The following is a 13024-nucleotide window of genomic DNA, read 5'->3' as shown; positions in this document are numbered from 1 at the left end:
CCGGATGAGTTTTACTTTAAACACCTGCCCGCAACACCCAAGGCAGCTTAAACAGAATCGCAAGATATTTCACTTAAAAAAGCAAACATTCTGTCCAACTAAACGGGGCCACCTCTCTTCTGACCATAACCGGATGGCAGTTAACAGTCCGACCAGCGTGCTGCCTAATGGCGTAATCGTGTATTCAACCTTGGGTGGTACTGAAGGGTAAACCGTCCGTTGTATCAATCCATCTCTCTCAAGCCCACGCAGTGTTTGCGTCAGCATTTTTTGCGAAATGCCGCCAATTTCTCGTTGCAATGCACTAAACCGTTTTGTTTCCATTTCCAGCAAACCAAGTACTAACACTGTCCATTTATCCGCAATTCTGTTCAGCATCAGGCGTGTCGGGCATTGTGCATGATAGGCATCCCAGCTCTTGGAAATTTTCAATGCATTGTCGTTGAGGTCATTCATGGTTTATCCCAAGTATATATATTACTTTTAGGTGCCTACTTACTAATAGTAACCAATGAAAGTAATATCCGCAACTCCATTTTCCGGTTCGTATCTTGAACTGTTTTTGAGGAGTGTTTTATGAAGTTGTTTAGCGAGGTGTTAAGCGCATTTGTTTTTTACCTGTCATTTATTTACGGAGAGTCCGCCATGGCCCAAGATATATCGCAACAAAACAAACAATTACTGGCAAATTTTGCGAATGAAGTATTTGTGAAAAAAGAACTGACCCACATAGATCAATATGTGCACACCGACTACATACAGCACAATCCCTTAGTGCCACAAGGGGCGTCTGGTTTTCAGCAGTTTTTTGCTGAGTGGTTTAAGGCAGTCCCTGACTGGCATTATCAGTTGGAAAAAGTCGTGGCAGAAGGGGATGACGTGTGGGTTTATGGTGTTTATTCTGGCACACAGCACGGTGATTGGCTGGGAATTCCAGCCACTGGCAAGCATTACAGCATTCATGCCGTGGATATTTTTCGTATTGAAAGCGGCAAACTGGCCGAGCACTGGGATGTGATGGATGCTTATGGTCTATTTCAACAATTGGGCGTCATTCAATAAGTTTGTGTTGCTATAAACAGCCTGCTTTTCGCCGACTGTTTATAGCAACAGTGTGGGTAATTCTGCATTGATTTTTAAAGCTTTTTAGCAGGATGCGCTACGAGAGTATGCGTCAGGGCGCGCCCCAGCTTTTAAGCCACTGCACTGTTGCTTGTTGATCCATGGGGCGTGCAAAATAATATCCTTGTCCAAAGTGACAACCCAGTTCACGTAAGCCAATAGCAGCAATACTGTTTTCAATACCTTCTGCAATGGTTGCCATGCCCAAGCTCTCTGCAAGGTTGATAGTGGAAGCGATAACTTTGATGGATTTAGGGGAGTGTTCCATGGTGGTGACAAAGGATTTATCGATTTTAAGCTCTGAAAAAGGCAGCTGGGCGAGTTGAGCCATAGATGAGTAACCTGTACCAAAGTCATCAATACTCAGTCTGAACCCTTTGGTTCTAAGATGGTTAAGAATATCCTGTGCTTTTTCCGGGTCTTTCATGGTGGTAGTTTCTGTAAGCTCCAACACAACTCTTTGGGGGGCGATATCAAATTGTTGACAGTACTTGTTGAGCACTTGCACAAGATGGTTGTCTTTGATGCTTCTTGCTGAAATATTCAAAGAAAGAGACAGCATAGAGTTAAGCTTTTTAATAAAGTTAAATCCTTGAGCGATTGCAATTTCCGTTAACTGGTCAATGAGGCCGGTTTCCTCTGCGATCGGAATAAAAACTTCAGGTAGTTTGATGCCCGATTGGGGATGGTGCCATCGCATCAGGCCTTCAAGCCCGATAATTTCCCCACTCAGTAAATTTACTTGAGGCTGGTAGTACAGAATGAATTCATTTTTGTGCAGGGCTTCTTGCAGCGTGTCGTGATCCACGACGAATTTTTGCCCGCGTAATGCGGTAGTTAAATCTGCAAACAGGTCAACAGAAGTGAGATCTGACAACATGTTTTTTAAAATTAAATGGTTAAATGGCCGGTCTAATATGCCTCTGACATTTAACTTGTGTTTAATTGCTGTGAGCTGCGCGTCATGAAGTGTGGCTGTTCCGATACCACTGGTCAGAATGATCGAGGATTTACAATCGATCTGGATCAGGTTTTTCAGTAATGCAAGACCATCCAGGGATGGCATGATTAAATCAATCGCCAAGTGAGACGGGGCGCATGTCGGAATATGTTCAATAAAACATATGGGATCTTTGAATACCCGAACTTCAAATCCAAGGCTCTCGGCCTCCAGGCTGATGATTTTTGCAATGTCATCATCTTGATCAAGGATTAAAATAGTCTTCTTGCTCTTAGCAACTCCTGTTCTACCCATGGGTGAATTAAGTGAGCTCCCTCAATTAAATCTATACCAGATGAATCAGGCTATCTGCTTGCGGTTAATTAATGATTATTTTCGCTGGCTAAGAAGCTAATTGCAGCTAGTTACAAAGCAGCTAGTGAGATATCGGCTAAGCACATTTCGGCTTGTTGCAAAATGTTGATAAACTGCATAGTAACTTAAAAGTTACTATAAATGTACCCCTCAAAAAAACGGATATGCGTTTAGTACAGCGTAAATAATATACGCGTGCTTCGCCATTGAGTATGCGCTTTAAAAGACCCAAGCAGCAGTTTGGGTCTTTTTCAGGTGTTATCTAAAATTTAAAGCGCATGCCTGCACCTACACTGTTGACATCATGGTAGGTGCTTGCACGTGGATATTTGTCACCAGAGAAGTGGTTGTTGGTATAAGCCACATAGGTGTCCAGGCGTTTATTAAAGCGATAATCCGCAATCATGGTCCAAGTGTCGATCTTGCCTTCAGAGTTGGTAGAAATGGTTGGCCCATCAATCGCATCAAACCGTGTGTCATAGTAACCTACAGATGCCGTGAGGCCTGCCAGTGCCGGAATACGCTGTGAGAAGTCATAGCTGGCACCGATATAGTACACATTGTTATCTTGTTTAAAGCCTGGCTGCAGCGCAGAGGTGGCAACACCACCAAATACAGTCTGGTCAAACAGTGTGTTGTATTTGATCGTCCGGTCTGATGAAGGCTTCAGGCGATACCATTCCCAGCCCCCGGTGAATTTGATTTCCTTGTTCGGTGTCCATTTCAAGGCAAGCAAGGTCGCTTCAGTGTTATACAGTGCCGCGGAAATTGTGTCGTTGGCTGCAGGATTTCCTGCCGCTGCTGACCCTGCCTTGACTGCATTGTCAAAACGGTTAAAGGCAAACTGAACGCCAAACAGGCTGTTTTCAAATCCCAGCTGGCCAGTGTAACCATAGCCTTCTGAGGTGCCAGCGGTATTGCCAAACTGGTACATCCCTGCATAGTTGATTTTGCCCACACCCTCTACATTGTAGGTGTTGCCATATTTCAGGCTGTTCTTCATACGCGAGTTTTCAGAGATACCGCCGCCGCCGCCAATTGTACCGCTCTCACCCAGCGGGGAGAATGTATCTGCTTTACTGTTAGGATCGTATGGGTTAGTGATCTCAAAGAAGGGGTTGTATTGTGTACCGTATGACACGCGCCCAAGGCTGCCACCGTCTATACCTACCCAGGCTTGGCGGGCAAAAAACTCACCATTCAAGGAGGAGTCGGCACTGACACTGGAGTTGGCGTTGGTGCCGGAGTTATCGGCCAAGGTCTGTGCCGCATCATGCAGCTTCATATCCAGCGGGTTGAAGCCAGCTTCAAATTGATACATGAGTTTAAAGTCACGCTGCCACAATTGCAGTTTGCCTACTTCGCCTTTAATGCCCAAGCGGGAGGCTTGCAAGCCGCCATTTACCCATTCTGTTCTTGAGGTGGTTCTTGCGGTTCTTTTTGCGCCACTGTAAGGGTAAAAGTTGTTTGGTAACTCGTAGTTTTCTGGCAAAGAATGGTTAATGCTGGTGCGCGCAATATCAATAATGCCGTAAAACTGGATATTTGAAGGGTGGTCGCCCAGGCTAAAGTCATAGCTGAATGGCGCATCAGCATTGATGAAGTTGTTGAGCGCGTTATTGCTTACCGTTGGGTTGGGGCGGCTCTGGTTGTCACCAGCACTTTTCTGAGGGCCTTCAGCCGCAGTAGTAGGTTGGGCGGCATGTGCTGCATTACTTAACATGAAACACATGACTGCACATTTGATTTTAAAGCCTGGAGCCATATTTAAATCCCTTATCTATGATCTGAACATTCATTTTTAACCGAGACGAATTTTGAATGCTGTATATGACAATTCTGTGACAGTATGGGGCTAAATACATGATTTTTAATGATGTGTAAGTTTCACGTAAGCTTTGTAAGATCAACGTTACAAGTGATTGTTGGCTATTTTCCAGGACTAGTTCATCGGACTATGTCACCTTTGGTTTCGCGCTAGTTTGTATGAAAAAATCGACTGAAAACTGTGGTAGTATAATCATCTGTATTGATATAAATATAATATGTGGCTTGTGAAGAAATTTTTAATAACAATGGTGTGTTATTGTCTGCCTTTGTTGGCAAATGCTCAGGAATCACTGGCTGAAATGCCATTTATCGAGCCAAATGCTGCACATAGCGATCACTATATGCGCATCCCGGAACCGATGATTTTTGACCTGATGCGGCCGCTGGGCGCACGACGTGGTGAGATGGAGATGAATGCGCTGGCTGACGCAGATGCTCGGTCAGGAGACCTAAGTTGGGCGCCAGAGTTGGAGTATGCTTTTGACGACGGATTTGCATTGGAAATTGAACTGCCGTTTGAGAATGCGGCATTGAGCAAGTATAAATTCGGCTTGCAAAAAACGCTGGAAACCGATCTGGAGCGCGGCATGATCAATGGCTGGCAGTCCATTTTGTATAAAGACCACGGCAGCAAATATATTTCAGCGGATGTCACATATATCCATGCGCTCAGATGGAATGCGCGGTGGTCATCGGTCAGTTTGCTGGGGCTGCGCATGCATCACCTGAACGCGAAACCACGCACGGATCCCCTGCTGAATAACAGTGTGTTCTATGATGTCTCCACCCGTTTAACCCTGGGGCTGGAGTTGAATCATGAAGTGCAATCCGGCGGCAGGTGGCGCTACCGGGCAACGCCGCAGGTGCATTATGATCTCACTCAGTTTTATACTGCCCAGCTTGGGTGGGCGCTGTCCAATCTGGACGGACCGAAAAAGGAAGCCAGTGTCTTCAGTATGCGCCTGATTCGCGTGTTTTAGGTGTTAAGCATTAAACCTGCTTGTCTTGCCGCCATAGCCAGTGCGGAAAATAAACTGCGAGCAGCAGTATGAGCGCCAGCAGCAGGTACAACCAGCGAATATTGTAGTCAGAGACAAAACTGGCTGCAGGTTTGGTCTCGGCAATGTGGCGGTAAAAGGTGGCATTATCCTGTCCTTTGATATAACTGCCATTGAATTCCGAGGCCAGTGTTTTTAAGTAGTCTTCTTCGAGTTGCGAGCGTTGTCTGTCGTACTCTGCATACGCTACGGGCGGGTCTGGTTCATCCTGACTCGGGTCAGAATAGGTGACACCTACAGCACCCGCATTGTTATTTTCGCTCACAGGCCAAAATCCCACGCGTTTATTTGACGAGTTAAAGCGTGGAATAGCGACCTTTTCCGAACCACCCACACCGACAAACATAAACTGTTGCCCCATCTGTATGCCACTCAAGTCTTGCTTGATCGTCACGTTGACTCGGGGCGCTTCGTCTCCATCGGTAAAAAACAGCATCTGGGCTGGCACGTTGAGTGAGTCAAATACATTGGCCGCCGCCCGTACAGCAAAACTCAGCCGGCTGTTGCCTTTCCAAGCCATGCGCCACTCAAGGTGGTCAATCGCATCAGTAATGGTATCCAGGTTTTTGCAGACTTCCAGCGGATTCAGTAACAGCGCAACATTGTCCGAAGCAAAAATGCCCAGGCTGAAATAGGTGCCGCACGGCGATTGCAGCACAATACTTTTCATCAAATGCTGGCTGTATGCCAGCCTGCTGACCGCCTTCTGGTTGCGTGTTTCATCCTCAGCGTTCATGCTTTGGGACACATCCGCTACCAGCAGGTAGTTGTGAACTTCCTGCTTCAGGCGGATATGTGGCTTGAATAAAGCCAGTGAAAGCAGACAGAGTGCAGTGATATAGAGTATCGGCTCATAATGCTTTTGCAGCGTTTCGTTCAAGCGATTCATGGTAGTCCTATCGGCAAATTGCTGAGCTCCATGGTGGAATGCTCTTTCGCTGCCGCCTGCATGCCGCGCGCCATCACAGAATGCAGCAGGCTTAAATTGAATTTGGCGGCCTGATCATGCGGGTCCAGGCGCAATGATTGTTCATAGGCGATTTTTGCCTGTGTAAAAGCATAGCGCGCTTCGTCCTGAAAGCTGCCATCTTCGTTCACTTTTCGGATCAGGCCGAAGATAAACAGGTTGTTGCCGATATTAAAATGAATCCGCGCTTGTTCTGATTCAGAGGGTGACATTTCAAGCAACTGGCCATAGGTTTGCACAGCATGCTTGTAATCATTCTTGTTGCCCTGATCATAGGCCGCCATGAATTTTTTTATGGTTGGGAAACGGCTATCCCTGATCTGTTGGCCCTTGCGAATGGCCTGATTGATGTCTTGGATGGCGTAGCTTCGATAGCCCGCATAAGCGGCCACAAGCAGGCCGCCAAGCAATAACCCTGTGAACAATCCATTGGATTTTTTTGCATGCATGGTCATCAGTAAATCCTTATGTTTTTGATGAGTAAGATCAGCAACCCCAAACACAAGCTGATCACAATCAAGTCGCGTCCATAATCCCTGCCCGGGAGCATGACGGCGTATTGAATGACGTTCTTTTCCTTGGCATCGATTTCACGCAGGGCCGACTCCAGCGCCGTTGCGTTGTCAGCCTCGAAGGCCTTGTATTTGATTTTGAGTGACTTGAAAAAATGGTCCAGTGCAATGGCTTCAGGCAGGTGGTCATCTGCATACTCACGCTTGGAAAAAATACTGATATCATCCGGTTCACGCAGCACGATCCAGTATAAATTGAGCTTTTTGCCCACCAGTTGCTGGGTGATTTTATATTTGACGCGCGGACTCAATTTGCCGGCACCATCCGACAGCAAAATAACTGCGCGCGAGCCGGTACTTTGGATTTTGTCAAACAGTGTGACCGCTTCGGTAATGCCGGCGCCGATATTGGTTTGATTGAGTGCCGGGCCGGTCGCGGCATTGATGGCGGCATGAATGGCATCACGATTGCTAGTGATTTTCATGCCATACAGTGCTGAGTTGGTAAAGCCCACCACCCCCATCATGTCGTCGGGTCTGGCATCGATAAAGGCGGTAATCAGCCTGCGTGCGGCGGCAGACTTGATTTCGGCGGCACGACCGTTGACGGCTTGTCCGGCAAAAGGATGGTCCATGCTGACACTGCGATCAATCACAAACACACTTTGCGCGCCTTTACCGACTTTTTGCGCTTGATGGCTTTGTCCTTGCGGGCCGGAAAGTGCCAGTATCAGGCACAGCAAGAGCAGGGCAGTCAGGCTTTTCATGACCTTGCCCACGGTTTGCGACAAAGCGTCAGCAGGCACCATCTCTATCCATGCGCAGGCCTGTCCGTGGCGGCTATGCAATAAAAAAGATGCTGCTGCGAGCGGACACAGCAATAAAAACCATGGGTGCAGCAAAGTCATCGGGCACCCCGCTCGCAATCACGCAATTGGCGACACAGTGTGTTCATCTGCGACAAAAAAGTGCCAGGTTGGCCAGATTGCCCTGCATATAACAAAGCACTTGCTTGCGTGAAAAAGACCTTGATTTCTGCTTCCAGCGGCTGAAAGTGAGGGCGTTGTGTCAGCAATTCGCTGACATTGCTGGTCAGCACATTCACCCCCCAGCTCGTATTAAACGCCTGCTGTAACAGCAGGGCGGCCTGTTTTTGCCCGTCAGCTGTAGCTGGCAGTTTGCTGATCTGGCGACTGGCACGCGCAAATGCGCCATTCATCCACGGTAACCAGTTGGCCCCGGCGGCATTCACGTACAGCAAGCCAGCGAGACCGGTCAGCATGCTTAACAGACCGGCCAGCAGCCAACGGTCAAACTGGGTGTGGTCGAGCAGAGAGGGTTTGTATTGCGGGATCACACTGGCTTTCGCTTTGAGCAGTTTGTCTGGCAACAGGGCAGCAAACCAGAAGCGCCAGGATGGCATGGTTATGGTGGTGTCAGTTGGGCCACCTGAGAACTGGATGCGCTCAGCGGGTAACTGCAACTGGATGGGTTTCCCCGTATTGGCAAACACCTGATAACTGAAGGCGATCTGGTAAACGGTTTTACCCGCGGCCTGCGTGCTTTCAATTTCGATGTCCCTGAGCTCAATGCCCTGCCGGTTCAGGCCTTTGATTGGCAAGCGGGTGCGCACAAGCTGGTAAGGCTTTTCCACGGCAATCGTGATGGTTCTCTGCAACACATCGCCAATCTGAATGCCTGAGTAATGCGCCGGATTTTTCAGTGCCACCATGGTGGCTGCAGGCGTTGCCGCGCATAGCGAATACGAGGCTGCAGACAAGCCAAGGCAGAAGAGCAGGCGGGTGAATAATGTTTTCATCTTGGTCTTTCTTTTCGATGTTCTTCGAACTTCCCGTCAGTTGAGGTTCACTAGGCCATACGCGCTTCAAAGTAGCGGGACAACACACCGGCGTCATAGGCGTCACCGATATAAATGGCTTGTGTTTCGTATTGCAGGAACAGTGTGTCCAGTTGGTCTTTGCGCTGGCTGAATAACTCGGCAAACGCCTGTTTTAGCGCTGGTCGGAAAAAAACGGTTTTCTGCTGGCCGGTTTCCGGATCTTGCAACTGCCCAAATCCAAACCGCGGCAGGCGCTGGTATTCCATCGGGTCCCACAGTACTAGCGGGATGACTACATGGTTGGCCAGCAGATTCAGCGCATGCTCAATGTCAGCGATCGGTTGATGAAAATCCGAAATCCAGAATACCAGGCCTTTTTGCTGGCCGACGGTGCTGGCTGCTTCCTGTAAGCCATTGGCATTTACCCGTGGTTTGTGGTGCTGGCTTAGCTGTTCAATACAGGCAAAAGACTGGTATGCATGCTGTCCTGGCGGAAAGGTTAGATGTGGAATCACCTGCTGGTCATAACAGATCAGGCTGAACAAATCCCCATTGTCATGGGCAGAGCGGGCGACCGAGGCGGCAATTTGCATCGCGATATCCAGTTTTCGCTGCTTGCCCATAAACTGCATGGAGCTGGAGACATCGCAGATGGCATACAGTGGCGTGGTCGCGTCCTGATGAAATACCCTGACCTGCACCTGCTCATAAGGGTCGCGCAGCGTTTGCCGCAAGTCCAGCCGTCTGGCATCCGGATAGTCAATCAGCGACAGATGTTGCTTGAACTCATCACCCAGTCCACGCTGTGTGCCTTGGTGTTCACCGGCATGCACGCTGGCAGATTTCCAGGGGATCTGGTAGTAAAACGGCCTGGCGTGTTCTGCCATCATGCTGCTTTTGCTCTGGAGGGCACGCTGACCCTGGCCAGAATCTGGCTGGTCAGCTCTCTGGCCAATGCGGTCCTGCGGCTTTCATACATGGGATTGAGCACCAGGCGATGCGCAATAATTTCATGAAAGACCGCATGAATATCTTCAGGATACAGGCTGTCACGCTGCTTCAGCCAGGCATGCACCCTGGCGGCTTTGAGCAGCATGCCCATGCCGCGCGGGCTGGCACCGGAATGGATCAAGCGGTTAACATCAACGCTGTCCAGCACAATGCCGAATTTTTCAGGCGATTGGGTTGCCTCCCATAAATCAAGCGCATAGTCCTCCAGAACGTCGCTGGCGCCAATATGGCTTTGCAGCAGGTCGGAAAATGCATTCAGCTGGTCGTACTGCAACACATTTGCGCTGGCCTGCTGCGTCAGTTGTTCTGCGTGCTGAAACTTGACATCAAACATCAGTGACTTGCGCAATGCGCGATCAGCCGGAATTTCAATGGGAATTTCCATCATAAAACGGTCCCGCGCGGCGGATGGGATTTCAAATGTTTCATTTTTCTCGACCTGGTTACGGTCGGCGAATACCAGCATGTGTGGCAGCCGGTATTCTTGCTTGAACGCATGGATGTTGCGCTCAGCCATCACTCGCAACATCAGGGCATGAACCTGCGGACGGGCACGGTTGATTTCGTTAAAGAAAAATACTGAAAGCTTTTCGCCTGCCTGTAGTAATGGGCCTTCCTCAATTTTCGGACGACCGTCCTCTCCCAGAAAAGTATGGTAAATCAGGTCATTAGGCATCAAGTCTACCGTACCCTCAATCCGCTGATAGGCGCCACCCAGGCAACGGGCAATCGATTGCAGCAAGGTGGTTTTGCCGACGCCGACGCCGCCTTCCAGCAGGACATGGCCTCTGGCAAAAATGGCGATATTGATGGCCCGGATGGCTTTATCCTGACCCACAACGACTTTTTTCACTTCTTCCTCGAGGGAGAGCGCATGGGTATGCCAGTCGGCCAATTGGTGTTCGCTGTTGACTTGTTTCATCATCGTCCTGAGATTAAGATTGGGAAAGTGTGGGTAATGAAATGCATTGCAATCTCTTACCACTCACGCTAATATGCAGACAGGTCTGTTCATTTTTAGTCTACTGCAACCGGTTAAAAAAAAGCAAGAAGATTTTTAGGGGGCACCAGGGTGCGCTTATTACAGCATTTGAAAAGCATGGCGCGGCAGCCAGCCAGCATCGCAATCCGCGATTGTGCGGAGTTGGTTACGCTGTTTGCACGCAGTAGATGGGGCAGGTATGCGCCTGTGTATCGGCTCTCAAGTCAGTTGCGCGGCTGGCACGCGTGTCGCATTGCCAATATGCATGGTGTAGTAGCTTCCACCAGCGTGCTTGGCGTAGAAGATTTTGCCACGATTAAAACCATGATACGGCGTGCAGCAGTGCCGGGACTGGATGACGTGTTGCAGGATCAGCTGTTTTTCCTGGCGGTCGGCGCCATACAGGTGCAGTCACAAACCGGTTCCACGTTGGCATGGCAACGCTTTCATCAGGCGATACACCTGCAACTTGATCACAGAAAAGTCTTTCGAGGCTGGTCATTTGGGCTGGTCGTCAGTCTGTGTGCTATCTGGCTAACTATGTCGCACCTGCAACAGACTCAGTTGCATAAGACAACGCCGGTGACAGAGGACAATACGCTGTTGGCGAATGGCGGAACCGCCGATCCGGTCACCATCAGTTTGTTACAGTTGGCGTATAGCAAAATGAAAAACGGTACCTGCCAGTTGCCGCAGGCAGCCATGTTGCCAGAGGCGCAAAGACAGGCTTTTATTCTGTTTGTGACAGAAGGCAAGGTAGATGTAGAACATGTTGAGAGCCTTCGGGAAGCCCTCGGCTATGTGAATTGTTTATACCCGCAAGCGTTGATGCGACCACAAGGCAGGGACAGTAATGGTTCTGTCACCATGCACGGGGATTAAAAGGAAATACCTATGAATATGCGCGAAAAAATACTTACCATTGCCGGCAGTTTGTTTGATACCAGGGGCATTCAGGCTTCCGGGGTTGATACCATCATTGTCGAGGCAGGCATTGCCAAAGCCACCTTGTACAAGCATTTTCCCAGCAAAAACCAGCTGATCATGGCTTATTTACGCGATAAGTCTGACAAGTTCTATGCCTGGTTAAATACACAACTGGCCTCCAAAAAGGCCGAGTCGATTGAAATGCTGATTATGCTGTGCGAGCTGGTAGAGCAGTGGATTACCACGCCAGAGTTTCATGGCTTGCCATTTCATATTGCATCAGTTGAGTTCCCTGACCCCCAGCATCCGATTAACCAGTATTCGGTGGTACTGTCGGCAGAGTTGCAAGCCTATTTATCCGCGCTGGCAGAACGCGCCGGGGCCAAAGATCCTCAAGCATTGGGCCAGCAACTCACCATACTGTTTGAAGGGGCTGCGCTGGTGGAACGGCTGACCCCGCATAGTGGTGCTGCGACCCGCGCCAAGCATGCAGCAGTGACACTGATTAGGAATGCAACTTAAACTTGCAGATCGCTGGTTTTAGTATTTGCACTCGTCAACACATTTTAGGGCGCCTCTAATAATTCAAATTGCTAAGCTAGCCTTGGCGCGAGTAAAAAATTTTGCGAGCATGCGTTTCACGCATTGCCTGCTTACATCATTTTGACACCGCATATATTTGATATGTAAGGAGAAATTTTTTATGAGCAACGCAGTATCGCAACGGAACTTGAATTATTAGAGATGTCCTTTATATTTCTGCCCGGTGCAAAAACACCTAATCCACCTAGGGAACCGTCGAGTCGATATGACTGGTTAGTCAGGTTTTCACCGATAAGTAGTGTTGGCCGGGTTGAGCACGACAGGCATGCCCGGTTTTGCAAAATCTTCCAGATCCGTATGTCCGGTACCCACAGACGCTTTCAGATTAATCCACGGATGTGCCGGATCATACTTCAGCGTTTCAGGGCAGGTTAGTCATCAATCGAACGGATCACAGTGTCAAAGAAACCTGGGTAGCAGCATTCGCATCGTATTGTTGCAGGCCACAGTCTTCAAACTTGACCACAGAAGTCACCAGTTGAATGTCATCGGCGGGGAACCGGCTGACTTTTAACAAATTCGAAACCGATTCAATCGCTGAATTCTCGAATTTGGCGCCGTCTGCTAACGTTATGTTGTTCGACTGGCGATTTGTATAGTTATAAAGGATCTCTAGCCGTTAGTTCGGACGCGCATATTCAGCATTATTGCCGAAGCCGAACTTGATTTTTCAACCATACTGTTGGCCGCGCTTTAAAAAGCCTTCGGTATTTTCAAAGCCTTTGGGCATGCCGTCGACTTTCACCATCCCGTTTTCATTGTCGGCATAACCACGGATGCTGAATGTCATGGCGCTCTGCCTATACGCAGGTCGTCGTACAAGCTGCCAGTTGACCCACTTAGGCCGCTGTAAATGT

The 13024-nt window shown here is 48.9% G+C and carries 14 protein-coding genes; 4 read left to right on the top strand and 10 right to left on the bottom strand.

Going from position 1 to position 13024, the window contains the following annotated elements:
* Window positions 1-69: 69 nt before the first annotated feature.
* The gene (locus Q9291_RS06525) at window positions 70-456 is read right to left on the bottom strand and encodes a winged helix-turn-helix transcriptional regulator (RefSeq protein ID WP_306389223.1); all 387 of its coding nucleotides are present in this window, start codon (window positions 454-456) and stop codon (window positions 70-72) included.
* Window positions 457-576: 120 nt separating this feature from the next.
* Between Q9291_RS06525 and Q9291_RS06520 the strand changes: the two genes are divergently transcribed.
* Window positions 577-1062 carry an ester cyclase gene (locus tag Q9291_RS06520; protein WP_306389222.1) on the top strand — a complete coding sequence of 162 codons (486 nt, stop codon included), beginning with the start codon at window positions 577-579 and terminating at the stop codon, window positions 1060-1062.
* Between the two features lie 112 nt (window positions 1063-1174).
* Here Q9291_RS06520 and Q9291_RS06515 read toward each other — a convergent pair whose 3' ends face one another.
* Entirely contained in the window at window positions 1175-2377 is a 1203-nt protein-coding gene (locus Q9291_RS06515) for a GGDEF/EAL domain-containing response regulator (RefSeq protein WP_306389221.1), read from the bottom strand.
* A 322-nt stretch (window positions 2378-2699) separates the two neighbouring features.
* Complete coding sequence (locus tag Q9291_RS06510) at window positions 2700-4202, bottom strand: porin (protein ID WP_306389220.1); 1503 nt, start codon at window positions 4200-4202, stop codon at window positions 2700-2702.
* Window positions 4203-4566: 364 nt separating this feature from the next.
* On the opposite strand from Q9291_RS06510, the gene Q9291_RS06505 reads away from it, so the two are divergent.
* A complete protein-coding gene (locus Q9291_RS06505; RefSeq protein WP_306389219.1) occupies window positions 4567-5247 on the top strand; it encodes a hypothetical protein in 681 nt (226 codons plus the stop codon).
* A gap of 10 nt (window positions 5248-5257) precedes the next feature.
* Here Q9291_RS06505 and Q9291_RS06500 read toward each other — a convergent pair whose 3' ends face one another.
* From Q9291_RS06500 to Q9291_RS06475, 6 genes are read right to left on the bottom strand one after another with little or no spacing between them, the layout of a single operon-like run.
* On the bottom strand, window positions 5258-6214 hold the full coding sequence (locus Q9291_RS06500; protein ID WP_306389218.1) for a vWA domain-containing protein: 957 nt from the start codon (window positions 6212-6214) through the stop codon (window positions 5258-5260).
* A complete protein-coding gene (locus tag Q9291_RS06495; RefSeq protein ID WP_306389217.1) occupies window positions 6211-6747 on the bottom strand; it encodes a hypothetical protein in 537 nt (178 codons plus the stop codon). Before Q9291_RS06495 ends, Q9291_RS06500 begins: the two co-directional genes overlap by 4 nt.
* Window positions 6747-7712: a vWA domain-containing protein gene (locus tag Q9291_RS06490; protein ID WP_306389216.1), complete on the bottom strand. Its 966-nt coding sequence runs from the start codon at window positions 7710-7712 to the stop codon at window positions 6747-6749. The genes Q9291_RS06495 and Q9291_RS06490 overlap by 1 nt, the downstream gene beginning before the upstream one ends.
* Entirely contained in the window at window positions 7709-8623 is a 915-nt protein-coding gene (locus tag Q9291_RS06485; RefSeq protein WP_306389215.1) for a hypothetical protein, read from the bottom strand. Before Q9291_RS06485 ends, Q9291_RS06490 begins: the two co-directional genes overlap by 4 nt.
* Window positions 8624-8673: 50 nt before the next feature.
* Window positions 8674-9534: a DUF58 domain-containing protein gene (locus Q9291_RS06480; protein ID WP_306389214.1), complete on the bottom strand. Its 861-nt coding sequence runs from the start codon at window positions 9532-9534 to the stop codon at window positions 8674-8676.
* Window positions 9531-10577: an AAA family ATPase gene (locus Q9291_RS06475; RefSeq protein WP_306389225.1), complete on the bottom strand. Its 1047-nt coding sequence runs from the start codon at window positions 10575-10577 to the stop codon at window positions 9531-9533. The genes Q9291_RS06480 and Q9291_RS06475 overlap by 4 nt, the downstream gene beginning before the upstream one ends.
* A gap of 150 nt (window positions 10578-10727) precedes the next feature.
* Between Q9291_RS06475 and Q9291_RS06470 the strand changes: the two genes are divergently transcribed.
* Entirely contained in the window at window positions 10728-11519 is a 792-nt protein-coding gene (locus Q9291_RS06470) for a hypothetical protein (protein WP_306389213.1), read from the top strand.
* A gap of 12 nt (window positions 11520-11531) precedes the next feature.
* Window positions 11532-12086, top strand: a complete 555-nt coding sequence (locus Q9291_RS06465) for a TetR/AcrR family transcriptional regulator (RefSeq protein WP_306389212.1) — start codon at window positions 11532-11534, stop codon at window positions 12084-12086.
* Window positions 12087-12558: 472 nt separating this feature from the next.
* Here the strand turns inward: Q9291_RS06465 and Q9291_RS06460 are convergent, their stop codons facing one another.
* Window positions 12559-12684, bottom strand: a complete 126-nt coding sequence (locus tag Q9291_RS06460) for a hypothetical protein (protein ID WP_306389211.1) — start codon at window positions 12682-12684, stop codon at window positions 12559-12561.
* Window positions 12685-13024: the final 340 nt, after the last annotated feature.

Source organism: Methylophilus aquaticus, from assembly GCF_030769565.1.
Classification (GTDB): Bacteria; Pseudomonadota; Gammaproteobacteria; order Burkholderiales; family Methylophilaceae; genus Methylophilus; species Methylophilus aquaticus.
Note: the sequence above shows the minus strand (reverse complement) of the source record. Positions and strands in the feature narration are given on the sequence as shown.

What these genes read in the sequence shown, in the direction of transcription:
- Q9291_RS06485 (WP_306389215.1), bottom strand. Translation starts at nt 8,623, where the DNA reads ATGAAAACATTATTCACCCGCCTGCTCTTCTGCCTTGGCTTGTCTGCA.
- Q9291_RS06465 (WP_306389212.1), top strand. Translation starts at nt 11,532, where the DNA reads ATGAATATGCGCGAAAAAATACTTACCATTGCCGGCAGTTTGTTTGAT.
- Q9291_RS06510 (WP_306389220.1), bottom strand. Translation starts at nt 4,202, where the DNA reads ATGGCTCCAGGCTTTAAAATCAAATGTGCAGTCATGTGTTTCATGTTA.
- Q9291_RS06505 (WP_306389219.1), top strand. Translation starts at nt 4,567, where the DNA reads ATGCCATTTATCGAGCCAAATGCTGCACATAGCGATCACTATATGCGC.
- Q9291_RS06520 (WP_306389222.1), top strand. Translation starts at nt 577, where the DNA reads ATGAAGTTGTTTAGCGAGGTGTTAAGCGCATTTGTTTTTTACCTGTCA.
- Q9291_RS06475 (WP_306389225.1), bottom strand. Translation starts at nt 10,577, where the DNA reads ATGAAACAAGTCAACAGCGAACACCAATTGGCCGACTGGCATACCCAT.
- Q9291_RS06525 (WP_306389223.1), bottom strand. Translation starts at nt 456, where the DNA reads ATGAATGACCTCAACGACAATGCATTGAAAATTTCCAAGAGCTGGGAT.
- Q9291_RS06480 (WP_306389214.1), bottom strand. Translation starts at nt 9,534, where the DNA reads ATGATGGCAGAACACGCCAGGCCGTTTTACTACCAGATCCCCTGGAAA.
- Q9291_RS06515 (WP_306389221.1), bottom strand. Translation starts at nt 2,377, where the DNA reads ATGGGTAGAACAGGAGTTGCTAAGAGCAAGAAGACTATTTTAATCCTT.
- Q9291_RS06490 (WP_306389216.1), bottom strand. Translation starts at nt 7,712, where the DNA reads ATGACTTTGCTGCACCCATGGTTTTTATTGCTGTGTCCGCTCGCAGCA.
- Q9291_RS06500 (WP_306389218.1), bottom strand. Translation starts at nt 6,214, where the DNA reads ATGAATCGCTTGAACGAAACGCTGCAAAAGCATTATGAGCCGATACTC.
- Q9291_RS06495 (WP_306389217.1), bottom strand. Translation starts at nt 6,747, where the DNA reads ATGACCATGCATGCAAAAAAATCCAATGGATTGTTCACAGGGTTATTG.